We start from the raw sequence: 26194 nt of genomic DNA, 5'->3' as shown, positions 1-26194 counted from the left end.
GACCCAAACCATCTTTTTGGAGGAGGACAAGCAAGTGGAATACCGCATTGAGAGAGATACGTTAGGCGAAATGAAAGTACCAGCCGACAGGCTGTGGGGAGCTCAGACGCAGCGAAGCAAGGAGAATTTCCCGATTGGCAGTGAACATATGCCGATGGAAGTGATCCGTGCTCTTGCCATTTTGAAAAAAAGTGCTGCGGCCAGTAACCATAAATTGGGTAAATTATCTGCGGCTAAGTCCGATGCTATTGCTTATGCAGCAGACGAGATTATTGCAGGCCGAATTGATGACCATTTCCCATTGGTAGTGTGGCAGACTGGTAGCGGAACACAATCCAATATGAACGTGAACGAAGTGATTGCGAATTTGGGGAACCAACTGCTGGAGCAAAAGGGCAAGGAAGAGCGTCTGCATCCGAATGATGACGTGAATATGTCCCAGAGTTCCAACGATACATTCCCAACGGCTCTGCATGTCGCAGGTGTTCTGGCTGTTGAGGATCAACTCTTGCCGGCCATTGCGGTATTAAAAGCCACTTTTGCAGACAAGTCGGAGGCATTCAAAGATATTATCAAGATTGGACGTACCCACCTCCAGGATGCAACACCAATTACGCTTGGTCAGGAGATCAGTGGTTGGGAAGCCATGCTTGGCAAGAGTGAGCGTATGATCCGTGAAAGTGTACAGTATCTGAAGGAGCTTGCAATCGGCGGTACAGCTGTCGGAACGGGCATTAATGCGCATCCGGACTTTGGGGACTTCACTGCCAAGGAGATTGGCAAACATACGGGGAAAGATTTTGTATCTGCACCAAACAAATTCCACGCACTTACAAGTCATGATGAAGTTGTGTATGCGCACGGTGCTGTTAAAGCGCTTGCAGCTGATTTGATGAAAATTGCCAATGATGTCCGCTGGTTGGCCAGTGGTCCTCGTAGTGGATTGGGCGAGATCCGTATTCCGGAGAATGAGCCAGGCAGCTCTATTATGCCGGGTAAAGTCAACCCAACTCAGAGCGAGGCCATTACTATGGTGGTTACGCAGGTCATGGGTAATGATGCAGCGATTGGTTTCGCGGCAAGTCAGGGTAATTTTGAACTGAATGTATTCAAACCGGTTATCATCTATAACTTCTTGCAATCCGTGCAGCTCCTGGCGGACTCCATTATTGCGTTTAATGACAAGTGTGCCGTAGGCATTGAGCCTAATCTGGATCAGATTGAACATAATCTGAACAACTCGCTTATGCTGGTTACAGCGCTCAATCCGCATATTGGTTATGAGAATGCAGCCAAAATTGCGAAGCTTGCACATAAAGAAGGCTTGTCTTTGAAACAGGCGACGTTACAAACGGGTCTGCTTACCGAAGAGCAATTTGATCAATATGTCGATCCGGCCAAAATGATCGCTCCAAAGGCCTAAAATAAGCTAAAATGAGTAATATAGATCAATGATGAGGACGACCTGCTGAAGTAGGTCGTTTTTCTTATGCTTATCGATGAACTTAAAGCTTGTCAGACTATACGTATACATATAAACTACATATGCACCGTTTTAATTTAATTGAATGGATTCGTATATATTTGGAGGTTTCCGCGTTGTCAAAAACGAGAAGATTTACGATACGCTCCAAAATTTTATTGGGCTATCTTGTGGTTGTACTTTTGTTTGGTGCTGTTCTGCTAGTGCTTACGGCCCAAATTAATGTGTTACAGAAGGAAAATGATTTTATCTCCCATCATGATCTGGAAGTACATAATCTGACCAACGCGATTGAAAAAAATGTCTTGAATATGGAGACAGGACAGCGTGGATTCATGATTACAGGCAATGAAAGTTACTTGGAGCCTTACTCCCAAGGCCTATCCCAGTGGAGTTCCAACTATGATCAGTTGAATGCTCTCATTAGCGATAATCCTTCACAACAGCAGAGTCTGCAAAACATCAAAGCTCATATTACACGCTGGATTGAGATTGCTGGGGAGCCGTCGGTGGACTTGAAAAAGCAAGGGGATCAAGCGAAAGTTGTTGCATTCTTTCAATCTGATCCGGGTAAAACTGAAATTGATCTACTGCGCTCTCAACTTACAACCTTCCGTAACACAGAGATCGCTCTGACCGAGGCGAGGGTGACTGAACTTGCCAGACGCAGTTCCACACTGCTGACGATTATGTACACGCTGTGGGGTATTATTGCAGCATTATCCATTGCAGCCGCGATTGTGATATCAGGAAATATCGTCAAAACGTTGCGAGATGTTATGCAAACCATTAGTGATATCTCCAAAGGTGGAAACCTGAAGCAGCGGATTCAGGTGCGGACACATGATGAAGTGGGAGACCTGGGCCACGAAACCAACAAATTACTGGATGAAGTACAGGAACAGAATCGGGTCAAGGACCAGATCACAGGGATTGCCACACTCTTACAGAACCCGACCAATCTGGAGGGATTGTCCCGCTTGTTCCTGAACGAGATTGCCATGTTGTTTGAAGTTCCATATAGCGTCTTATATTACTGGAAAGACAATCGACTGTTGCGCGTGGCTGCATATGCTGGGGATGGAGAGAAAGAACGTTCGCTCGGTAAAGTGTCGCTTGCCCCGGGTGAGGGACTTGTAGGTCAAAGTGCTGTGGAGAAGCGAGTTCTACGCATGAATGATCTGCCCCAGAACTATATCCGAATCTCTTCGGGTCTCGGGTATACATCTGCCACATCACTTACTGTAGTCCCGGTCTTGTTCGAAGGCAGAACGATTGCGGTAATCGAGCTTGCTTCAATGAAGCCGTTGCAAGAGAATGATATGAAGCTGATGAAAGAACTGACGGAAATTTTTGGTGTTTCACTACACTCGACCGTCACTCGCATGGAATTACAGCAATTATATGATGAGTCACAAGTTCTGAATGAAGAATTACAGGCACAATCGGAGAAACTTCAGGCTCAGACCGAAGAGATGCTGTCTCAGACGGAGGAACTGCAAATGCAGACCGAAGAGCTTCATATGCTTAATGATCGCTTGGAAATACAGAAGAGTGCTGCTGAGACATCAGCCAATGAACTTGCAGTTGTGGCAGATCAGTTACGAACAAGCTCGGGGTACAAATCCGAATTCTTGGCGAACATGTCCCATGAACTGCGGACACCGCTCAACAGCATGTTGATCTTATCTGAAATCTTGTCTGAAAATAAAAATCAACACTTGAATAGTGAAGAGCAGAACTATGCTTCAGTCATTCACAAATCAGGTAAAGACCTGCTGAATCTGATCAATGATATTCTGGATCTATCCAAGGTAGAGGCCGGGCAGATGGAAGTGGATTTCGATGATGTCTATCTGGGCAGTGTTCCTGAAGTCATGAACCAGTATTTCCTGAAAACAGCGGAACAGAAAAAAATAGATTTCCGGATTCAGCTCCAAAGTCCTTTACCGGAAACCATCGTGACGGATGAGATGAGATTGCACCAGATTCTCCGAAATCTGCTCTCGAACGCATTCAAGTTCACGAGTGAGGGTGAAGTTGCCTTAACCATCTCCAAAATGAGTCTGGCTCATCCTGAATTGAAAGATCAAGAGACCGACGTGATTGCTTTCTCCGTCAGTGATACAGGGATTGGCATTGCGGAAAACAAACTTCTACAGATCTTTGATGCATTCAAACAGGCGGATGGGGCTACGGCACGTAAATATGGCGGGACAGGACTTGGCCTGTCGATCTCTCAATCACTTGCGACTTTGCTGGGTGGTTCAATCTCGGCAACAAGTCGTGAAGGACATGGCAGTGTGTTCACGCTGTTCCTGCCACTGCGAAGAGATGAACCTGAGACTATGAATGCATCGCGGTTGTTCCTGAATGAGGTGGCTACCACTACACCTGAGGTCAATAAGCTTCCTTCAATGACTTCCGAACAATCTGATGTTTTATTGACACCTCTGGAAGAATCTCTGCTCAGTGGTCGTCAAGTGCTTGTCGTTGATGATGATATACGAAATGTATATGCGCTGGCTAACGCTCTTGAGCGATACGGCATGAATGTCATTTCAGCTCAGAATGGGTACGAATGTCTAGAATTGTTGGAGCGTGGAGGAGTCAAGCCTGATATCATCATGATGGATATTATGATGCCGGAACTGGATGGTTATGAGACGACTCGCCAGATTCGTGAACGGCTTGGCATGACCCAACTTCCGATTATTGCACTGACAGCCAAGGCCATGAAAGAGGATCGGGAGAAATGCATTGCAGCAGGAGCTTCGGACTATCTCAGCAAACCGCTGAATATCAAAGATGTGTTATCCCGTATGAAATTATGGATGAATCACGAAACCATGGAAATCTGATTGTAGTTGAACTAAAGATTATTTACACGGACACTACGATGACAGAACAACCCTCCAATCGCTGTTATCCCCAGATTTTTTCGATTCCCTTTTTCAAAGGGGGAAATCCGGGGATAAAGGCGAACGCTTCGCTTTTTCAGGTTTTTTCTGCCCTCTCCGTTATCGTGTAAATGGATTACTTCAACATTATGTGGATCATAGTAACTTATAAAACTTATGCCGATTACAGGAAAGTGCGCTGTAATTAGGTCATAGGTTTTATTTTTTTGCCGTGTAAGCTTTATTTAGAAATTTGATGTTATAATACTTAACAACAAATAAAAGTTAAACGCATAAATATGGATTTAATTCGAAAAATGATACGAAATTTAGTTTTGATAATCAGAATGACATAATATTGTGTTATATATATGGGAGGTAGTGTCCATGCAACTTACGGTTAAAGAGGCTTTACAGGTATACCCGTTGTCAGAGGCCAAACTGGTTGCGGGTGGAGAAGGGACTTCACGGATGATGAAATCCGTTAACGTCATGGACGCTCCTGATATCGCGGATTGGATCAAATCCGGAGAAATGTTGTTCACCACCGCTTTTATTATGAAAGACAGTGAAACGGATGCACTGCGTTTGATGCGACGTTTGAATGAACGCGGCTGTGCAGGACTCGGCATCAAACTGGGACGTTTCTGGCAGTCCATTCCCCAAGGTATTGTCGAGGAAGCTGATCGGCTTCGTTTACCGCTGCTTGAGCTCCCCTTCCAATTCACCTTTTCCGACCAGATGAATGCCTTGTTCAAGGCTGAACATGAACGTAGTAACCGATTGCTGCATGAGGTTGTGCAGAAACAGAAAAAATTAATGCAGTTTGCACTGCAACAGCAGCCACATCGGAATGTGTTTGCCGAGCTTGCCACGGTGCTGAACTATCCGCTTGCCGTCATTGGTTCGCGTGGGCATGTGCTCTATGGGAGTGAAGGCATTGCAGGGGATGCTGTAACCCAAGGCTGGCCGTGGAAATCCGTCATGCACCGAGTGAAATGGAATCAGGGAAGTTGTCATCGCGTACCCATCAAGCAGAATGATGAAGAATACGGATCGTTGCTTGTGTTTACCGATTCAGCCTTATCCCTTCGAGCGGAGGAAGAGCTGTTCCAACAGGCTGCGGATGTACTGGCATTTTATATGGATATGACTTATCGCGAGCATATTAATCCGACTGTGCAAGATGAGATGCGTACATTGCTTTCACAGTATCTGGATAACAAAATGACCATCCAGGAATTGACCACTTTGAGTGAAAACAAAGGTGTACATCTGTTCCAGGGCACCTATCAGTGCGTATTGATTACACTTGAACCAACTCTGTTTGCCGAGGGAAAGCTGCTTAAACAGATTCATCGCGAGTTGCAATACAATCCGCTGATGCAATTCACGGCCTCACAGCATTTTCAGATCGAAGATGGCATTCTGTCCATCTATACCTGTCCAACAGGGCGAGATTATGGAGAGGAACTGTCAGGTTTTCTGTTGAACCGGTTCGGTGATGTTCTTGCAGCGCAAGAAGCAAAAGGGGCACCGGCTCCGCGTTTCTGGATCAGCAAAATGAAACATGAACCCAAATCGCTCCGTGAAGCATACCAGGAGTGTCTCGATACTCGACAACTGGCTCGTCGATTCGGTATGAAAGACCGTGCTTTGCAATTTGAAATGCTCGAATTTGCTTACGTTTTTCAACATGTACCGGATAACATTATGGAGAATTACTGCAATAAAGTACTTGAACCGTTACTTGCCAGGGATGGTGATCCCAATCAAGTGCTGATGAATACATTGGAGTCCTTTATCGAGAATGACGGACTGATCAATGAAGCTGCCAAACAGCTGTTTGTGCATCGTAACACGGTCACTTATCGGATGGAGAAAGTCGGCAGCTTGCTGCAAATGGACTTTAAGAAAACGAATGATCTGCTCAAATTAAAGCTGGTATTCACCTTCCGCAAGTTTGTGCGGGACAAAACAGCTTCAAGACCGCACAATGTCCAACTCTAGACCGCACATTGTGCAACATGACAATGTTACCGGGTCATACCCCCAAGAACCGCATTCCCTTGATGGAGTGCGGTTTTTTAATGTTTAAGGACCACAAAAACTGAATTTCCCGTGCACAGCAAACAAATCGCAACTCTGATGTTATGTTATATTACAAAATTGCGTAAATATTGTTGTCGCGACATTGAACGACACTTAGAATGAAGAACAATAATCCACAACAGACCGGAGGTTTTAACATGAGCGACTTAATTAAACTTGTTAACAACTGGTCTATCACACAGTTTGTGCATACGTTTGGCGGCTTATTTGAGGAATCACCATGGGTGGCTGAGCGGGCCGGGCTTTTACGACCTTTTGATTCATTTGAACAGATGATGAAAGTGATGAAAAACGTGGTTCAGGCATCGGATGACCAGGTGAAGTTACAGTTACTTCGAAATCACCCGGATCTTGGAGCGCGAATCAGCATGAGCAGCAACTCCGTTCAGGAGCAGGCTGGTGCAGGGCTTGATTCACTCTCACAAGAGCAATACAACGAACTTCAACAATTAAACAAAGCATATACAAGCCAATTGGGCTTTCCTTTCATATTGGCTGTAAAAGGCCATACCGCAAGCTCCATCCTCGAGTCCATGAGGCAACGTCATCGCCGAGGCAGGGAAGAAGAATTTGAGACTGCATTGAAGGAAGTATTCAAGATAGCGGGCATTCGTTTGGAGCAGTGGCTCGCACAGATCGGTCATGAACATGAGTTCGTGAGCAAACCAGCCGCAGTGCAGCAGCGGACGATGTATTACGGCAAAGGGGATGTGTGGATGTACCGATCCTACGCCAAACCGCTGACGGGTATTCAGTCCATTCCGGAATCTCCTTTTATGGGACGCAGCAATATTCTGTTTGGATTGAACATTAAGGTCGCTGTGCAGGGCGATGAATTCTTGCCTTCTTTTGCAGAAGGGGATAATTCGCTGGTGGTCGCAACCGATTCGATGAAAAATTTCATTCTTAAACATGCAGCGGATTACACAGGGGCGACGGTGGAAGGATTTCTTGCGCTGGTAAGTCGGCGTTTCCTGGAGACGTATCCGCAGATGAGCAAGGTTCAGATGACAGCGGACCAGATTCCGTTTGAAGATATACCGATTGGATTGGAAGGAAATTATCGACCGAGTGCGCTCGTATTTCGTTATTCGCAGAATGATCGTGCAACAGCTGCCGTGGAAGCAGAACGATCAGGAGACTCGATTGAACTCAGCAACCATTTCAGTGGTGTAGCCGATCTGAGACTGATCAAGGTCAAAGGCAGTGAATTTGCCGGATTTATGCAGGATGAATATACCACTCTTCCAGAGACATGGGATCGACCGTTATTTATTTTCCTGAATATTAATTGGCGTTATGAAGATCCGAGAGATGGCATGGATGATCAGCGTGGACGGTATGTGGCGGCGGAACAGGTCAGAGATTTGGCTGCTGCGGTATTTCATGAGTGTCGATCCGCTTCCATTCAACATCTGATCTACCAGATTGGACGAAGGTTGTTAAGCCGATTTGAGCAAATGAGTGAGGTTTCATTTGAATCCAACAATCGGACGTGGGAGACAGTGCTGGAGGAAGTGAACGAGGGAGAAGGCAAAGTCTTTACTGAGCCGAGACCACCTTATGGATTCCAGGGTTTCTCGATGACAAGGGATGATCTGGCAACAGACGGCCGTGACTCCGGGAAAGAAGGTGACGTCTGATGTCGATATCTGGTGGACGAATTACAACACATGTGCTGGATACATCCAAAGGTGTCCCAGCTGCGGGTGTTCGGATCGAACTGTATACCCTGAAGAGGAATGGAGAACAGGAAAGCAAGATAAAAGTGGCTGAGTCGTTGACCAATGCGGATGGGCGTTTGGATGCACCGCTGCTGGATGAAGGCAAGTTGGAGCCAGCCATATATGAGCTTCAATTCCATGTCGAGAGTTATTACGCACAGCGTTCGTTGGAGGAGCTGGGGCAGGCATTATGGACGATTGTTCCGATTCGTTTTGCCGTATCTGATGCCTCAAGCCATTACCATATTCCATTATTAATTGCTCCAGGAGGTTACAGTACATACCGGGGAAGCTGAATATGCACACATCCGGTTCTGATTCAGGGGGAGGGTCATCCACATGACAACATTTGATACCATCATCCGGGGGGCCCGGGTGGTGCTGAGAGATCGGGTAGAACAACTGGATATTGGCATTACTGGTGAGAAAATAACGGAACTATCCACGCGGCTGACTGCTGGTGAAGCGACTTGCATCATAGAAGCTGAGGGGCTTACAGTGATGCCGGGTGTCGTGGACATTCATGTACACTTCAATGAACCTGGACTCGCCAGTTGGGAGGGATTTCGATCGGGTTCGGCAGCTCTTGCCGCAGGGGGAATCACCACCTATGTCGATATGCCACTTAACGGCGTACCACCAACCACAAGGCCGGAAGCATGGGAGATGAAAAAGAAAGCAGCTGCAGACCAATCCTATGTTGATTATGCCTTCTGGGGAGGCTTGGTTCCCGGTAACCGTGAGGAACTTGCTCCACTGGCAGGGTTGGGTGCTGCCGGATTCAAGGCATTTATGTCCGAGCCGGGAGGCGAAGGGGAAGACATCTTTGCCAGAGCTGATGACCATACACTGTTGGACGGGATGCATGCAATTGCAAAAATAAACCGTGTGCTGGCACTTCATGCAGAGGACGAAGGCATGGTTGCCGAACTCGGCGCGAAAAGCATTGCTGAGGGAAAGACGGAACCGATGGACTATGTCCAGTCCCGTCCTGTGGAAGCCGAAGTCGTCGCGGTTGCGCGGGCATTGACATACGGTGAACAGACCGGGTGTGCGCTGCATTTTGTGCATATTAGTACCCGGGAAGCCCTGGATCTAATTGCAGATGCAAAACGGCGTGGGCAGGATGTAACTTCGGAGACATGCCCTCATTATCTGACGCTGACCGATCAGGATGTTGTCCGATTGGGTGCTATAGCGAAATGCGCTCCACCTCTTCGCAGCTCTTCCGAGCAGGAGCAGTTGTGGGATGCACTGACTTCGGGATTGATTGATGTTATTGCCTCAGATCATTCTCCATGTCCGCCATCCATGAAACAATCTGATAACTTCTTTGAAATCTGGGGCGGTATATCCGGAGCGCAAAGCACACTGCTGATCATGCTGGAGGACGGACATCTACAGCGTAATATCGACCTCCCGTTGCTCGGAAGAGTGCTCTCCCTGCAACCTGCCAGAAGGCTTGGTCTGGAGAGCAAAGGAGAGATTGCCGTTGGCAAGGATGCAGATCTGGTCCTGATTGATTGGGAGAAAAACACAATCCTGAACACGGAGGATCTTCTCTATACGCATCAACAGAGCCCTTATGTGGGACGTACATTTAACTGTCGCATTGCAGAAGTATTCTGTCGTGGGCAACGGGTATATAACTCGGAATCTGGGTTATCTCCTGTGCCTATCGGGCAACACATTGCGGCTTACTCTTCTAGTCCCATCGAAGCGGGAACGGAGGAGACGTCATGAATGAGTCTGGAGTATACCGGTCATCCGGTACAAATAACGCACCTCTTCCTTTGCCAAATGTAGAACAGGTGGAGCTGCAAGCCATGCTTGACTGGCTGTCGACCTATGGTGCGGATGCACAGGGTGGCGTCACACGACTGTTGTATGACTCGGCTTGGTGTGAAGCACAAGGTGCCCTTGCTGCCAAAATGCAGGAGAAAGGGCTGTCTCCCGAGTTCGACCAGTCCGGTAATCTGTATGGCACACTCAAGGGTGAGGGTGAGGGTGAGGAATCAGCGACTGGTGTTGAAGAATTACCGGTAGTGACCGGATCACATATGGATACCGTGGTGTATGGTGGCAAATATGATGGTGCTTACGGTGTGGTGGCGGGTGTTCTTGCTTTGGAGTATTTGCAGAAGCATTTTGGAGCACCAAAGCGAACACTTCAAGTGGTATCCCTATGTGAGGAAGAGGGAAGCCGATTCCCTTTTGCGTATTGGGGTTCACGCAGTATAACAGGAATGACAGCTCTGGAAGCTGTAGAGCATTTGAAGGATCAAGACGGCGTTACCTTTGCACAAGCGATCCGCGATGCGGGTTTTGGACCCGGTAGTGCATATAGACCCGCCGCGAAAAATTACGGTGCCTTTATTGAGCTTCACATTGAGCAAGGTCAGGTTCTGGAACGTCTCGGACATTCGATTGGAGTTGTATCCGACATTGTAGGTCAGAAGCGGTTCAGTATTACCGTAAGTGGAGAAGCGAATCACGCAGGAACGACACCGATGTCTTGGCGCAAAGACGCACTTGCAGGAGCAGCCGAGATGATTACTGCAGTAAGGAATATCGCATTGGAAGCAGGAGAACCACTCGTAGCCACGGTTGGGCGAATCACAGCCGATCCGGGTGTTGGAAATGTGGTTGCAGCACGGGCGGTGTTTTCATTGGATATCCGCCATATCCGGCAGGAGAGTATTGATCGGTGCTGGCAGGATATGCTTCAGGCTTTTAGTCGAATCGCAGCCGAGCAGCAGCTCGGACTGGACTGGGAAGAACATCTGTCGGTAACGCCTATTCCTATGAATGCAGAGATGATCTCAGACATTCAGGATACCTGTGAGCAGGAGCAGTTGTCCTATTGGCTAATGCCAAGCGGCGCGGGACATGATTCGCAGATTTTTCAGCCGGCTTGTCCAACAGCCATGATATTTGTGCCGAGTCAGGACGGTATCAGTCATAATCCACTTGAATATACAGCTGAAGCAGACCTGATGCACGGTTTTCGGGTTCTGGTACGGCTACTCTATAAATACGGTTACGGGAGTTGAATGAAGATGTCCACCTATAAAGAGTTATCTCCGTCCTTGCGGACCATTATGACCCCGGGGCCGGTTGAAGTTGATCCACGTGTTCTTAGAGCATTATCCTTTCCGATCCTGGGGCAGTTTGACCCGGAGTTCACATCCTTAATGAACGAGACGATGGCGATGCTGCGTGAGTTATATATGACAGATAACGAGTGGTGTTATCCAGTCGATGGTACATCCCGTTCAGGCATTGAAGCTGTGTTGGTTAGTCTGATCCAGCCCGGTGACAAAGTTCTCGTTCCGATCTACGGACGATTTGGACATCTGCTGGTTGAGATCTCGGAACGCTGCGGTGCAGAGGTTGTCTTTTTTGAAGCAGAATGGGGAACGGTATTTGATCCCGAAGAGGTGATCAAGGCGATTCATACCCATAAACCAAGTCTGGTTGCGATGGTTCACGGTGAGACTTCCACCGGTCAGATGCAGCCCCTTGCCGAGATTGGCAAAGCCTGTCGCGACCTTGATATCTTACTCGTCGTGGATGCTGTAGCAACCATTGGCGGGATTCCGGTGGAGACGGATGCCTGGCATCTGGATGCGGTGATGGGTGGCACGCAGAAATGCCTGTCCGTTCCTTCAGGGATGGCACCTCTCACGTACAACAGTCGTGTGGAACAGAAACTGATGAGCCGCAAAACAGTTGAACGCGGACTCCGAGATGCAACCAGTGCGCGGGCAGAAGGCCGCACCATTGCCAGCAATTATTTTGACCTGAGCCAATTGCAGGATTACTGGAGTTCGGCCCGGCTGAACCACCATACGGAGGCAACCTCCATGCTCTATGGTCTTCACGAAGGATTACGTATTCTGTTGCAAGAAGGTTTGGAGGCCAGGTTCAAGAGACATCTGGTCAATGAACGTGCGTTGGTCGCTGGAATTCAGGGAATGGGATTGCAGTTGTATGGGGATATGTCCAGTAAACTTCCGGTGGTCACTTGTATCACGATTCCGGAGGGGATTGATGGTGAGTCGGTGCGCAGCATGTTGCTGAACGATTTCAGCATTGAGATTGCCAGTTCATTCGGCCCGTTGAAAGGGCAGATCTGGCGGATCGGTACAATGGGATTCAGCTGCCAACGCAAGAACGTACTTCATGTGCTAGGGGCGTTGGAAGCTGTTCTTCTCCGTCATCGTCATGTACTACCTGCCGGTGAAGCAGTGCAGGCCGCATTGGATGTGTATGCAGGGAAGGAGGGCGCTTTATGTTAAACCAGATGCCAATCTCAAGGGAGGTCATGGTCACCACTCCTCATTATCTGGCGAGTGCAGTAGGAAGCTCCATCCTCCAGCAAGGCGGGAATGCTTATGATGCGGCTATTGCGGTCAGTGCAGCACTAGGTGTGGTATATCCGCATATGACCGGACTTGGCGGGGATGCCTTCTTCCTGATTCATGACGGAGCCAGCGGTGAGATTACCGCTTATAACGGAAGTGGTCGCTCAGCAGCAGGCATTCATGCGGAGACGTTCAAAGCGATGGGCATGAGTGCGATCCCTCAGCGTGGTGTGCTTAGTGCCATCACGGTTCCGGGAGTGGTGGATGCCTGGTGGGAAGTCTGGTCCCGGTACGGGAAGTTACCGTGGGAGCAACTGCTTGAACCTGCCGCGCAGTATGCGGAAAAAGGATGCCCTGTATCCCGGAATCTCCGCCTGTGGATGGAAAGGGATGAAGATTTCATTATGGGGCATACACCGCTGCGAGCGGTATTTGCGCCTTTGGGTAGACTTTTGCAGGAGGGCGAGCTGCTGATCCAACCTGATCTTGCTGCCTCCATTCGTCTGATTCAGACGGGAGGGCGAGATGCTTTTTATACAGGAGAACTTGCGGATCGTCTGACTTCGGCTATTCGTGAGGATGGGGGCATGCTTGCACCAGCAGACTTTGCAGGGCATCGGGGCGAGTGGGTGAAACCCGTTAGCACGGAGTATCGTGGCTATGAAGTTCATCAGATGCCGCCCAACTCGCAGGGATTCTCGATGCTGATGATGTTAAATATGCTGGAGCATACGGATCTGTCCTCTGTAGCACGTACCTCACCGGAATTCTATCATCTGATGGCGGAAGTGGTGAAAAAGGCGTTTCGTGATCGTGATCGTTATCTGACGGACCCTGATTTCAGGGACATTCCACTGGATCTTCTGTTATCCAAGAGTTACGGAGACCAATTGTGGAATGAGATTCAGTCTGCTCCACCTGTGGCACAACCGTTTTTGTCTAAAACAATAGGCCAGGACACGGCGTATGCTGCGGTTGTTGATAGCGAAGGCAATGCCGTTTCCTTCATTCAAAGCCTGTATTTTGACTTCGGTGCAGCGTATGTACCAGGGGATACGGGGGTTATCATGCAGAACCGGGGATCTTTTTTCTCCTTAGATCCGAGAGATGCCAATGTACTGGAACCGAATAAACGCTCATTCCATACCCTCATGCCGGGCCTCGTTACACGAGATGGTAAACCTTATATGCTCGTGGGTACGCAGGGAGGAGAAGGCCAGCCACAAACACAATTATCGGTGCTTACCGGAGTGCTTGATTACGGGCTGAACATTCAGGAAGCGATCAGCCTGCCGCGTTGGGTGTACGGACGTACCTGGGGCGAAGAAGGTGATACGATGCGTGTGGAGAACCGATATCACGATGACGTATGTGCAACCCTTGCCCAGTGGGGACATAACGTTGAAGCGAGAGCGCCGTGGGACGGTATTATGGGACAGTCGCAAGGCATTGTCATTCGTGAGGACGGCATGATTAGCGGGGCAGCAGATCCCAGAGGCGATGGTATGGCTATTGGGTGGTAACAGCTACATGAACATATAAGTTCAACTAGATATTTACATGATAACAGCGATCGGAAGGTTAGTCTGTCATTGGAGTGAGAGTGTAAATATGTATGAGTTGTACTATATAGACAGACACAGATAGGGGAGATTGGCATGGGAACGATCCTGCTGAAAGGCGCACAGCTTGTGACGATGAATGCAGAAGAGGAAGTGTTCATCGGAGATCTGTTAATAGAGGATAACAAAATCAAGGAGATTACAGCGCACATCGACGTGCAAGCTGACCAAGTCATTGATGCTCGTGGTAAAGTGCTGTTGCCAGGTTTCATCCAGACGCATATTCATCTGTGTCAGACCTTGTTCCGTGGACGTGCAGATGATCTGGAACTGATGGATTGGCTCCGTCAACGTATCTGGCCGCTGGAAGCAGCGCATGATGAGGAGTCCGTGTATTATTCAGCAATGCTCGGATTGGGCGAATTGATCTCCAGCGGAACCACCACCATTCTGGATATGGAGACGGTACATCACACGGACTCGGCGTTTCAGGCGATGGCACAGAGCGGCATCCGGGTCATCTCCGGCAAGGTGATGATGGATCATGGAGACGAGGTTCCGGAACCTCTGCGTGAGGATACAGCAACTTCGTTGCAACAGAGTGTGGATCTGCTGGAAAAATGGAACGGGTTTGGCGGAGGTCGCATTCAGTATGCTTTCTGTCCACGCTTCGTTGTATCATGTACCGAAGAATTGCTGGTAGAGGTGCGCGACCTGTCCAATAAATATCATGTCAAAGTCCACACCCATGCCTCCGAGAATCGTGGAGAGATCGAACTGGTAGAACATGAACGCGGAATGCGTAACATCGTATACCTTGATCATATCGGTCTGGCGACCCCGAGACTGGTGCTTGCCCATTGTGTATGGCTGAGTGAAGAAGAGAAGGAGATCATCCGTAAACGTGGTGTCAAAGTCACTCACTGTCCAGGATCAAATATGAAACTTTCCTCCGGGGTAGCAGATATTCCGGATCTGCTTAATCGTCAGATCGCTGTTGGGATCGGGGCAGATGGTGCCGCATGCAATAACAATCTGGATATGTTTCAGGAAATGCGCCTCACGGCGCTGATGCAGAAGATTCCTCATGGTCCAACGGTGATGGATGCCCGGACGGTATTACGCATGGCTACCATGGGTGGTGCAGAGGTGCTTGGCTTATCGAAGGAAATCGGCAGTCTTGAAGTGGGCAAAAAGGCAGATATGCTGCTGCTGGATCTGGATGATTTTCACACGTATCCTTCCTATGAGACAGATGTCTATTCCCGTGTGGTCTATTCTGCAACACGTAGCTGTGTGGATACCGTTATTATCGACGGCAGCATTGTACTCAAGAATCGCAAGATTCAGACGATTGATCGTGGCATTGTGCTGCGTGAGTCGGATAAGAGTATTGCGAGATTGATGAAACGTATCTGATCGAAGGAAGCTTATGCAATTCCAGAAAGGATGGAGACCGCTATGGAAATGCATGATCTGTGTGCAATCGCAGCCCGTGAAACGCGCTGCGTGCTCGCAACAGCGATCAAGGTAGAGGGTCATGCTTACCGTAAGCAGGGAGTCTCTATGCTGTTGACCGAGGATGGCATAATGTATGGCAGTATCAGTCCGGGATGCCTGGAGAGTGATCTTCAGGCCCGGGTGAGCCATGTGCTGGATACGAAGCAGATGGAATTCGTGGAATACGACATGCGTCCTGAGGATGATCTGTCCTGGGGTGAGACGATCGGCTGCGGCGGACTTGTTGTTGTGCTACTTGAACCTGTGTGTGGTGAACTCCGATATACGTTACAGAAGATGTACGAGTGTTTTCAATCCGGCTCTGCGATAGTGTTAACCCGAACATTTCAGGATGAGTATACAAGGGTTCGATATGACTGGAAACGGATTGAGCCAACAGATACCCGGCGCGAGCCGATCTTGCGTCCTTCGCTCGTCCCTCCTCATGATCGCGTGACGAACAATAATCCAGCTTCATTGCAGGTTGATGTCCAGCACAGCAGTGGGGATATCAAGCATGAACATACGGCATCAACACAACATTCTCCCAATATACCTCGCCTTACGCTTGTGCCTGAAGTGGCACCTGTTACGTCAAACGGACCTCATTCTTCCCATTTATCTGGTGATTCACAACATATCTCTGAGTCTGATGCTGAAATATTGACAAACGATAAGTTTTCAACGAATTCCTGGGACCTCCCGCAGCAACTTACTTCGCTGTACACACCTAAACCACGTCTGATTATCATCGGAGCCGGGAATGATGTTATTCCTGTTGCAAAACTCGCCCAATCCGCAGGATTCCGTGTTGTGATAGCCGATTGGCGAGAGTCCTTATGCACCACGGAAAGGTTCCCTGAAGCTGAACTAGAAACGGGTTTCCCGCGTGAGATTATGCCTTTGTTAAACGTGCACAAAGGAGATTATTTGATTTTGATGAGTCACAACTTTCCTCGCGAACGTGAACTGCTGGAGATGTTAGTGGACTGTGAGTATACGTATCTTGGCATCATGGGTTCCAAAACACGAACAGCCCGTCTGCTGGATGGCTTACCACCGTTGAAATATGTACATTCTCCCGTTGGTTTGAGCATCGGAGCAGACGGTCCCGAACAGATCGCCATCAGTATTGCAGCGGAATTGATCGCATGTAAACATAAGGTTTCTTCCTTGAGTTCTGAGGTGCAGAAGGGGAGCGTTGCACATGCGAATGACGGGCATAGTTCTGGCAGCAGGTAAGAGTTGTCGCCTTGGTCGGGATAAACTCTCGGTTGTCATGCCAGACGGGAGGTCACTGGCTGCATGGTCACTGGAAGCTGCGCTGAATTCGGATCTGGATCAAGTGGTCTGTGTAGTCAAACCGGAAGATTCATTGGCATGGCTGCCTGTAAAATGGGTTGATTCAGCCACGTATGCTTATCATCCCACAGCGCGACTTCGAATTGTGGCCTGTGCTGACTATGCTTGCGGTATGGCCAATTCTCTTCATTCTGGCGTATTGTCGGCCATGGAGTACAAACCGGAGGGCATTCTCATGTTACTGGGTGATCAGCCTTTGTTAAAAACGCAGGATATTAATCGGGTGACGACAGCACTGGCTACCCACAAGCTGTGTGACTATGTCGCAGCTACCGACGGTGAGGGAGGCAAGCCGCCCGTTGCTTTTCGCTCCCATATGTTCGGACCTCTGTTGTCCTTGCATGGAGATGAGGGGGCACGCAAGATTATGCGCAGCGCTAACTATTCAGGTGTACATGTACCACTGTCTGAGACTAGTTTCTGGGATGCGGATACGGAACCGGAATTGGAACGCATTTTGAATCATGTATATGAATCGGAGCAGACAGACTCATGAACAGGAGAAGATGAAAAATTATGTTTAATTTAATGACATGAACAGGTCAGCCAGGCAGTCTGGTTGGCCTGTTTGTCTTCTTTTATCATGTGATGAAAGAGAGTCTGTGTTAGCTTTCGATAGATCATGATGCATCAAGCACAAATGGAACGCAGGTTTTATACATTTATCCAAAACGATGTAAAGGTAATTGACGTTGCTGCCGAACTCTCATATGATTTGAAGAATTATCTGGATCAGACGGTTGAATTTCCTGCCCAAGGAAGAGAGAGAAAGGGGATGCAGCGATGGTCACACCGGCATACGGTTCTGGAGCATTGCCATCGGTATGGCAGCCTGAGAACCTGCAAGAACTCCAAGCGTTAAGAAGTAGACTCAAGGGAATATGTTGTTTTACGGCAGGCGGAACATTGCTGCGAACCCAGTGGGAGGGTGGCTTGGTTCAAGCGCCTGAACACATGATTAGTCTGGCTTGTATTCCTGAAATGAGTGGTATATCTAATCGTGGAAATGAGATAGTCATTGGCGCAATGACCCGATTAAAGAAATGTGCTTCACAAGCGTTGTTGCATCAACTGCCGATCTTGCAAGAAGCGGTGAATGCAATTGCTGCCCCTTCCATTCGTAATCTGGCAACCATTGGCGGAAATATTGTGTCCGGAGTAGGCGATACGCTGCCTGCTTTGCTTGTATATGATGCGAAGCTGCACTGGTTGACGGACAGCGGAATTGAGATCCGCAGTGTGTCTTCCTGGCTTCAGGGTGGACGGGATGGCAGCCGTAATCCAGGGGATGTATTAATCTCGATTCATATCCCGATGAGACCGTCCTCTCTGCTTAATGTGGACAGTGGGCATAGGCCTGCTGTACGAGAAGTTTCCTTTTACCGCAAGTTGGGTCGACGGGAGACGTTCAGTGCATCACTTGTGACGGTTGCGTTGTATGGAGAGATTGATTCGGATAACCGCTGGACAAAGATTGCGATTGCTGCGGGCGGGGGTTCAGGCATGGCGATGCGACTTCTGGAGTCGGAACAACAGCTTCTTGGTAGTGAAGCTACTGTCATGCAAGCGGCGACTCTTGCAACTGCTGTGGCTGCCGAATTTACGACTTATGGCGATACATTTGCAACAGAACATTATCGCAAACAGACCGCAGGCAATATGCTTGGCGCTGGGCTATGGGAGGCACTTCACGAATAAATGAATGGGATCAAGCAAAGGGGGAGAGGGATCATGCTGCTGAATCGGAAACAGAGCGGGAAACGCTGGCACTTGCGGCCAGATGGGGCACCCAAAGTTACAGGCCAGCTTCAATATCTGACGGATATGACGCTACCTGACATAATTCATGGCAGAGTATTGCGAAGCGAATATCCTTATGCTCGCATATTGTCTATAGATACTTCGGAAGCTGAGGCGTTGGATGGCGTCTATGCGGTTCTGACTTCCAAAGATGTACCTGGTCTGAATCGTTTTGGCATAGCGACCCCGGATCAGCCTGTGTTCTGCGAGGATATTGTACGTTATGTTGGGGATGCCATAGCAGCAGTTGCTGCGGATTCTCCGGAACGTGCGGCACTTGCGCTGGATGCGATTCGCGTAGAGTATGAGGAACTCGCTCCACTGAATAGTACAGACGCTGCCTTGGCTCCCGGAGCACCAGAGTTGCATGAGCATGGTCCAGGTAATGTGCTGCATCGCACGGAGATCAAACGTGGAGATACCGAGCAAGCTTTTGCCACTTGTGATCATATCGTGACTGAGACGTATTATACGCCTCGCCAGATGCATGCTTACATGGAGACAGAAGGTGGCCTGTTTGTCCCGGATGAAGAGGGAAGGCTGAATGTATACGCGGCAACGCAACATGGCTATAAAGACCGGATGCAGCTTGCGCGTATTATTGGCTGTCCTGAAGAAGATATTCGGGTGGTGTCTTCACCGATTGGTGGTTCATTTGGCGGAAAAGATGAACTCAACGTACAGCCCTATGGTGCATTACTGGCCTTGAGATGCGGGCGTCCTGTGAAAATGCATAATTCACGTAAAGAATCTGTACGTGCAGGATTGAAACGGCACCCAATGAAGATTGAAATGAAGACCGGTATGAGCCAGGAAGGTATCATCCAAGCGCATCGTGTCCGTATTACAGCAGATACGGGAGCGTATGCCACATTGGGTGCACCGGTGCTGAATTTCTGTACCGAGCATTGTCTAGGACCATACGCCATCCCTCATGTGGATGTGGAAGGTGTGTCTGTGTATACGAATAACGGACTGTCAGGTGAGTTTCGCGGATTTGGCGGGAACCAGGCGATTTTTGCCATGGAAGGCCAGATGGATCGGCTTGCGGATATCATGAACATGGACCCTTGGGAGTTCCGCAGACGTAATATGAGGGAAAAGAATGATCCCGGCCCGCTGAATCAACGCATTCTGGTCACGGATGGACTGTCCCAAGTATGGGAGGCATTGGATCGCTCCGAACTGTGGCAAAAACATCAGCAACCCCCGGCAGATCCTTCTCTGCCGCCATGGATCAAGCGTGGAGTCGGAGCAGCCATCGCCATGCACGGTGCAGGGCTGGGATACGGGATTCCGGACCCTGCGGGAGGCCGTCTGTCCCTGAATAACGAAGGAAAGATTGAGGTGGCGTTCAGCTACGAGGAATTCGGTCAGGGGCTTATTGCAACGCTGGAAATTATGTTATGTGATCTATTCCAGTGCAGTACATCGGATCTCAGTATCATCATTGGAGATACGGATCGTGTGCCACACAGCGGATCAAGTACAGCTTCACGTTCAACAACGATGGCATGGATGGCTCTTCAACGTTTGCAGACTCCATTTCGTTCCCGTGTTCTCGCTGTCGCGTCTGAAATGTCCGGCGTTCCGGCAGATGAACTGGTGACAGGGCCTGGTGGTATATGGCGTAAAGGCCAGCTTCCTGCCGAAACTTCAGAAGTAGAATCAGAATCAGGCTTTATAGTTTCGTATGCTGAACTCGCGACGCAGGGCAAAGCCGCTGAATGGATTTTCGATACAAAGTTTGATTACCCAACTACGCCAGACAATGTGGTAGGCGGGCATTATTTGTATACGTATGCGGCGGTTGCGGCAGAGGTGGAAGTAAATACTTTGACCGGAGAAACCAAGCTGCTGGATACACGCCATGTTGTAGCGGCAGGCCCGGTGATCAACCCTATGGGCTTTATCGGACAGATTGAAGGCGGCAGTGTCATGGCGCTTGGATTCACGTTGACCGAGGATGCGGTCATGCAGGACAGCCGTTATGTAACCACTAACCTCGACACGTATCTGATCCCAACCATTCAGGATATTCATACCAATCTGGAGGTTGAAGCTATTGAAGACTTGCCCGAAGGTGATTCATTCGGCCCTAGGGGGATCGGTGAGATTGGCTCCGTAGCGCTTGCGCCGGCCATTACAGCCGCAATACATCAGGCGACAGGTGTATGGGTTAACCGTCTTCCTGTACCGAGGGAACAACTGGTCAGACCTTTAAATGTACCTTTGCAGGAAGGAGTGAGTCCATCATGAGTAAACCACTTGAGAGTCACTGGACAGCCGTTGTGAATGGCGAAGAGAAACATCTGGAGATCGCGCAAACGACTCGACTTGTCGATGTGCTTCGGACTCATTTGCAACTGACGGGTACCAAAGTATCCTGCGAAGTGGGACGTTGCGGTGCATGTATGGTTCTGATGGATGGAGAGCCCGTGAACTCCTGTCTTGTCATGGCTTATCAATGTGCAGGCAGTGACATTACGACCATTGAAGGCTTACACGGCAAGGAGAAAGGCACTCTGCATCCGATCCAACAAGCTTTTGTGGAGGAAGGTGGCTTCCAGTGCGGCTACTGTACTCCGGGCATGGTGATCTCAACCAAGGCATTACTGGATGCACATCCTGAGCCTTCTCAAGAACAGATTGAATCGGGATTGTGCGGGAATCTGTGTCGTTGTACCGGCTACGGTGGCATTATTCGGGCGGTACGCAAGGCAGGGAACGTTGTGCGGTAAAGGAAACATCAGCCGAGGAAACCGTTTGTTGAACCGGGACGCAGGACGTGGACATAAAAACAAGGAGAATTGAAGAATCATTCATTGAAAAAGCATCCGATCCAGGAATGCTTTTTTTTGTTTTTTGTAGATTTTCTGCCAAGTACATTCATCTAACAGGAGATGAAGTTTAGGCCTGAAACTGGTTAGATAATGAACCGTTTTCGAATTGTCTTCAATATTGGTGGAACGATGGAAAAATGGCGTTCAAAGTACTGGTACAAAAGAATTTCAAACATTCTCATTAACCATATATTTACAAAAATTGATGCGCATGCTATGTTTAAAATGAAAGCGCCATCATGAATGGGTTCATTGACATTTCATTATCATATTTCACTTGGGAAGGAAGATGGAATTGATGAAAAATTTGCTCAAAAAGGCAACCACAATGATGCTGGCATTGGCCCTACTGATTGGATTAATGACAGCGCCCGTTCATGCAGACACACCATTGTTCACCATCGAAAGCGAAGATGCGCAGCTCACCCCGGATCTTCAAGTGGTTACTTCAATCTATGGGCAACCCAAGCCCGGATTCTCAGGGGTCGGATTTGTCTGGATGCAGAACTCTGGCACATTAACCTTCACAGTTACTGTCCCGGAAACCGGCATGTACGCAATCTCCACACGATATATGCAGGAGCTCAGTGCAGATGGCAGGTCACAAAATTTAATCGTCAATGGTGTTACGAAAGGGGCGTACATGCTGCCTTACACGACAACATGGTCAGACTTCGATTTTGGCTTTCACAAGTTGAATCAGGGTGCCAACACGATTGAGCTGAAGGCTGGCTGGGGCTTCGCGTATTTTGATACTTTTACAGTGGATCATGCTGATCTGGATCCCCTGAATGTGCAGCCAGTTCTCACTGATCCTGAAGCTACACCGGAAACTCAAATTTTGATGAATTATTTAACGGAGGTATACGGAAACAACATTATTTCTGGTCAACAAGAGATCTATGGAGGAGGGAATGACGGAGATACAGAGCTTGAATTCGAATGGATTCATGATCTGACTGGAAAGTATCCGGCAATCCGAGGCTTTGATCTGATGAACTATAATCCGTTGTATGGTTGGGAGGACGGTACAACCGATCGCATGATTGATTGGGTGAATAACCGTGAAGGTATTGCAACAGCTTCCTGGCATATCAATGTGCCTCGTAATTTCAATACGTATGAGCTCGGGGACTTTGTGGATTGGAAAGAGGCTACCTACAAGCCAACAGAAACGAATTTTAATACAGCCAATGCGGTAATTCCCGGTACGAAAGAGTATCAATACGTGATGATGACCATTGAGGATCTGGCAGAACAACTGTTAATTTTGCAGGACAACAACGTGCCGGTTCTGTTCCGTCCATATCATGAAGCAGAAGGCAACGGCGGACTGAACGGGGAAGGTGCATGGTTCTGGTGGGCTTCGGCAGGCGCAGAAGTGTACAAAGAGCTATGGGATCTGCTTTATACCGAATTGACCGAGACGTATGGCTTGCATAATCTGATCTGGACATACAACAGCTACGTATACAGCACTTCTCCTGCCTGGTATCCGGGTGATGATCAGGTAGATCTGGTGGGATATGATAAATACAATACGATCTACAACCGTTATGACGGTTTGTCTGGCGTACCGAATGAGGATGCGATTACCTCGATTTTCTATAAGCTTGTTGAGTTGACAGGTGGTACGAAAATGGTAGCCATGACGGAGAACGACACGATTCCAAGCGTGAAAAATCTGACCGAGGAGAAATCAGGATGGCTGTACTTCTGCCCTTGGTATGGCGAGCATCTGATGAGTTCAGCTTTTAATTACCCGGCAACATTGAAAACGCTTTATCAAAGTGATTATGTCATTACGTTGGATGAGCTGCCAAATCTAAAGGTTAACAATCCCAACCCCAGTGCATCCATCACACCTGGAAACGTTGAATTTGACAAATACACACCCAATCAAAGCGATAAAACCGTAACCGTGAATGCAAACGGCAATACGCTAATTGCTCTCCGGGCAGGCAACAATGCATTGACCGCAACGACAGACTATACCTTGAACGGAAGCACATTGCTGTTGAAAAAAGCTTATCTGGCAACCCTGCCAGTTGGTGAGCATTCGATTGTTCTGGATTTCAATCAAGGTCAGGACCCTGTGTTAAAAATCAAAATTGTGGATTCAACACCGAGTACCAATGCTGTGATTTCTCCTGTGAATGCAACATTTGATAAAGCAACGAATCCCGCACAGGATATTTCCGTATCTCTCACCTTAAACGGCCGTCAGCTTACAAGCATCACAAAGGAGAATGTTACACTTGTAGCGGGTCAGAATTATACAGCATCCAGCTCTGCTGTTGTTCTGAACAAATCCTATCTTGCCACGCTTCCGCTGGGCCAGAACGTATTGACCTTTCACTTCAATGGAGGAAATGACGCTGTGCTAACGGTGAACGTCGTAGACAGCACGGTTATTGTGCCAGCAGGGGATTTGACGATTCAAGCATTTAACGGCAACACAAGTGCATCCACCAACGGCGTCTCACCCAAGTTCAAATTGGTCAACTCAGGTAATTCGGCTATTCCGTTAAGTGATGTAAAACTCCGGTATTACTATACAATTGACGGGGAAGATGCTCAGAGTTTCTGGTCCGACTGGGCCAGTATGGGCAGTGCGAATGTAACGAGTCAATTTGTTAAACTGGCGACTCCAGTTGCCGGAGCGGATCATTATCTTGAAGTGGGCTTTACAAGTGCGGCGGGATCAATGAATGCGGGCCAGAGCGCAGAGGTTCAAGCACGCTTTTCCAAAAACAATTGGACGAATTACACACAGACTAATGATTACTCGTTTAAGGCAACCGGTAGTCAGTTCGCAAACCATGATAAGGTTACCGGGTATGTGAACGGTCAGCTGGTATGGGGAATTGAGCCCTAAGGAATAATGAACGGTTGATGGGCTGGATCAGGGGTTAAACCTCTGATTCAGCCTTTTTATGGTGTAGAAGGTGTACACCGATTAGACGGAATGTTCTTTTTCACTTCTAGTATGTGACGATGTGTCCATGTCTGTTAATATGCGATCTATTATCCTTTTCGTATGGCCCATGATTAACTGAAGAAGCACACCTGCACAACATACGGTTATCAACGTTCCAAGCCCGATCGGTCCACTGAGCAGAAACGCCAGAATTAAAAATACAAGGTAAATGAATGTTCTCGATACAAATAAGGGAGTTCGAGTGATTTCATGCAAGATTAATGTTAAGCGGTCAATTGGAATGGGTGCAAAATTGGTCTGTAAATAAATTGCCGTGCCGATACTTATGATCACTAAACCAATGACAAAAGTCATTAATTTGCTGTACCAAACTTCGGGTGTGATCAAGGAATCAGATACATAAAGCCAGATATCAATCCCCACACCAGTAATGAATGCGGTGATGAGCCCCAGAAACTCGGGTTTTTGCTGCTTCAAAAGCGAATTACATCCAATTAACAGGAAAGCAATGATGACCTCCCAGCTACCTACACTAAGCCCTACATGATGTGACAGCCCTACCAGAAGTGCATCAAACGGAGAGGTACCCAGTTCAGATTGGATGGTAAGGGAAATGCCAAGTGTTAAGATTAGAATACCTGCGACAAAAAGTACATATTTCAATTCATTCGACCTCTTTTTTAAAAAAATTATGTTGCAAATACAACAAAATTGAGCTAAATTCAATGTAACCCTTTTTTAGTGCATTTGCAACAAACGATTAACTTGTTAAAGGAATGTGAATATAGATGACGGTTCGTATAGAGATATGTACCATTGAACATGTATGTGAACTGCAGGAGATTAGTTATGAGACGTTTAATGAAACGTTTAAAGCGCAAAATTCACCCGAAAATATGAAAGCTTATCTGGAAAAGGCGTTTAATCGGGAGCAATTGGAAACGGAACTGTCCGTTATGGATTCACAATTTCTTTTTATTTATGTCAACCATAAAGTGGCAGGGTACATGAAGGTAAATATCAATGATGCTCAGTCTGAGAAGATGGGCGTGGAATCCCTTGAGATCGAGCGGGTGTACATCAAGAAAGAGTTCCAAAAACATGGCCTTGGTAAAGTGCTACTCCATAAAGCCATAGAGATGGCAACAGAACATCACAAAACGAATATTTGGTTAGGCGTGTGGGAGAAAAATGAAAATGCCATCGCATTTTATGAAAAGATGGGGTTTGTACAGACAGGTGCCCATGCTTTTTACATGGGAGATGAGGAACAGATTGATTTTATAATGACCAAAACGCTACTGTAACTGGATCATCGAGGGAAAAGCTTGGGAGAAACATGCTATTGAGCAGAATTCTTTCGGGCTTTTTTATGTTTTATCAGAACCGTTGAGCCATAAAATGAAGAAATTAATGAAAAATAATACATAATAAATATTATGTAAACTTATTATTTTCGATGCCCCTCATAAGCTGCATCTATGGCTTTAGCAAAAGTTAAAGGCCTGATTAATACATAATTGACTGTATAAATTAGCTCAATAACCGTCAAGGAAGCAGGCTGATCTCAAGGATTATCATTGCAGTTTATTAGTTTATT

Annotated in this window: 18 protein-coding genes; 17 read left to right on the top strand and 1 reads right to left on the bottom strand. The window is 47.9% G+C overall.

Features of this window, described 5'->3' with window-relative positions; translation table 11 throughout:
• The first annotated feature begins 34 nt into the window (after positions 1–34).
• From fumC to NZ043_RS26575, 16 genes are all read left to right on the top strand, one after another.
• Positions 35–1423 carry a class II fumarate hydratase gene (gene fumC / locus NZ043_RS26650; protein ID WP_074095411.1) on the top strand — a complete coding sequence of 463 codons (1389 nt, stop codon included), beginning with the start codon at positions 35–37 and terminating at the stop codon, positions 1421–1423.
• A 176-nt stretch (positions 1424–1599) separates the two neighbouring features.
• A complete protein-coding gene (locus NZ043_RS26645) occupies positions 1600–4344 on the top strand; it encodes a CHASE3 domain-containing protein (RefSeq protein ID WP_339309688.1) in 2745 nt (914 codons plus the stop codon).
• A gap of 426 nt (positions 4345–4770) precedes the next feature.
• The gene (locus tag NZ043_RS26640; protein ID WP_091029525.1) at positions 4771–6393 is read left to right on the top strand and encodes a PucR family transcriptional regulator; all 1623 of its coding nucleotides are present in this window, start codon (positions 4771–4773) and stop codon (positions 6391–6393) included.
• 239 nt (positions 6394–6632) lie between these two features.
• Entirely contained in the window at positions 6633–8138 is a 1506-nt protein-coding gene (gene pucL, locus NZ043_RS26635) for a factor-independent urate hydroxylase (RefSeq protein ID WP_289389464.1), read from the top strand.
• A complete protein-coding gene (uraH, locus tag NZ043_RS26630) occupies positions 8138–8515 on the top strand; it encodes a hydroxyisourate hydrolase (RefSeq protein ID WP_091029530.1) in 378 nt (125 codons plus the stop codon). The genes pucL and uraH overlap by 1 nt, the downstream gene beginning before the upstream one ends.
• 43 nt (positions 8516–8558) lie before the next feature.
• Positions 8559–9962: an allantoinase AllB gene (gene allB, locus NZ043_RS26625; protein WP_289389462.1), complete on the top strand. Its 1404-nt coding sequence runs from the start codon at positions 8559–8561 to the stop codon at positions 9960–9962.
• The gene (locus tag NZ043_RS26620) at positions 9959–11272 is read left to right on the top strand and encodes a Zn-dependent hydrolase (protein WP_339309687.1); all 1314 of its coding nucleotides are present in this window, start codon (positions 9959–9961) and stop codon (positions 11270–11272) included. Before allB ends, NZ043_RS26620 begins: the two co-directional genes overlap by 4 nt.
• Positions 11273–11278: 6 nt before the next feature.
• Positions 11279–12520: an alanine--glyoxylate aminotransferase family protein gene (locus NZ043_RS26615; protein WP_339309686.1), complete on the top strand. Its 1242-nt coding sequence runs from the start codon at positions 11279–11281 to the stop codon at positions 12518–12520.
• Positions 12514–14109 (top strand): gamma-glutamyltransferase, encoded by a 1596-nt coding sequence (gene ggt / locus NZ043_RS26610; protein WP_133385137.1) that lies wholly within the window; start codon positions 12514–12516, stop codon positions 14107–14109. The genes NZ043_RS26615 and ggt overlap by 7 nt, the downstream gene beginning before the upstream one ends.
• Before the next feature lie 135 nt (positions 14110–14244).
• Entirely contained in the window at positions 14245–15567 is a 1323-nt protein-coding gene (locus NZ043_RS26605) for a 5'-deoxyadenosine deaminase (RefSeq protein WP_339309685.1), read from the top strand.
• Positions 15568–15609: 42 nt separating this feature from the next.
• Positions 15610–16890 carry an XdhC family protein gene (locus NZ043_RS26600; protein ID WP_339309684.1) on the top strand — a complete coding sequence of 427 codons (1281 nt, stop codon included), beginning with the start codon at positions 15610–15612 and terminating at the stop codon, positions 16888–16890.
• Positions 16862–17506 (top strand): nucleotidyltransferase family protein, encoded by a 645-nt coding sequence (locus NZ043_RS26595; RefSeq protein WP_339309683.1) that lies wholly within the window; start codon positions 16862–16864, stop codon positions 17504–17506. Before NZ043_RS26600 ends, NZ043_RS26595 begins: the two co-directional genes overlap by 29 nt.
• 287 nt (positions 17507–17793) lie before the next feature.
• Positions 17794–18708, top strand: a complete 915-nt coding sequence (locus NZ043_RS26590) for an FAD binding domain-containing protein (RefSeq protein ID WP_339309682.1) — start codon at positions 17794–17796, stop codon at positions 18706–18708.
• Positions 18709–18741: 33 nt separating this feature from the next.
• Positions 18742–21069 carry a xanthine dehydrogenase subunit D gene (gene pucD, locus NZ043_RS26585; protein ID WP_339309681.1) on the top strand — a complete coding sequence of 776 codons (2328 nt, stop codon included), beginning with the start codon at positions 18742–18744 and terminating at the stop codon, positions 21067–21069.
• Entirely contained in the window at positions 21066–21551 is a 486-nt protein-coding gene (locus NZ043_RS26580; RefSeq protein ID WP_339309680.1) for a (2Fe-2S)-binding protein, read from the top strand. Before pucD ends, NZ043_RS26580 begins: the two co-directional genes overlap by 4 nt.
• A 400-nt stretch (positions 21552–21951) precedes the next feature.
• The gene (locus tag NZ043_RS26575) at positions 21952–24531 is read left to right on the top strand and encodes a X2-like carbohydrate binding domain-containing protein (protein WP_339309679.1); all 2580 of its coding nucleotides are present in this window, start codon (positions 21952–21954) and stop codon (positions 24529–24531) included.
• A gap of 81 nt (positions 24532–24612) precedes the next feature.
• On the opposite strand, the gene NZ043_RS26570 is transcribed toward NZ043_RS26575, so the two are convergent.
• Positions 24613–25257 (bottom strand): YitT family protein, encoded by a 645-nt coding sequence (locus NZ043_RS26570; protein WP_133385130.1) that lies wholly within the window; start codon positions 25255–25257, stop codon positions 24613–24615.
• Positions 25258–25382: 125 nt separating this feature from the next.
• Here NZ043_RS26570 and NZ043_RS26565 point away from each other — a divergent pair, with 125 nt between their 5' ends.
• Complete coding sequence (locus tag NZ043_RS26565; protein ID WP_339309678.1) at positions 25383–25901, top strand: GNAT family N-acetyltransferase; 519 nt, start codon at positions 25383–25385, stop codon at positions 25899–25901.
• Positions 25902–26194 lie beyond the last annotated feature (293 nt).

The sequence above is a fragment of the Paenibacillus sp. FSL k6-2145 genome (assembly GCF_037976585.1).
Lineage (GTDB): Bacteria > Bacillota > Bacilli > Paenibacillales > Paenibacillaceae > Paenibacillus.
The sequence above is the reverse complement of the archived record's forward strand: the minus strand, read 5'-3'. Positions and strand labels throughout refer to the sequence as shown.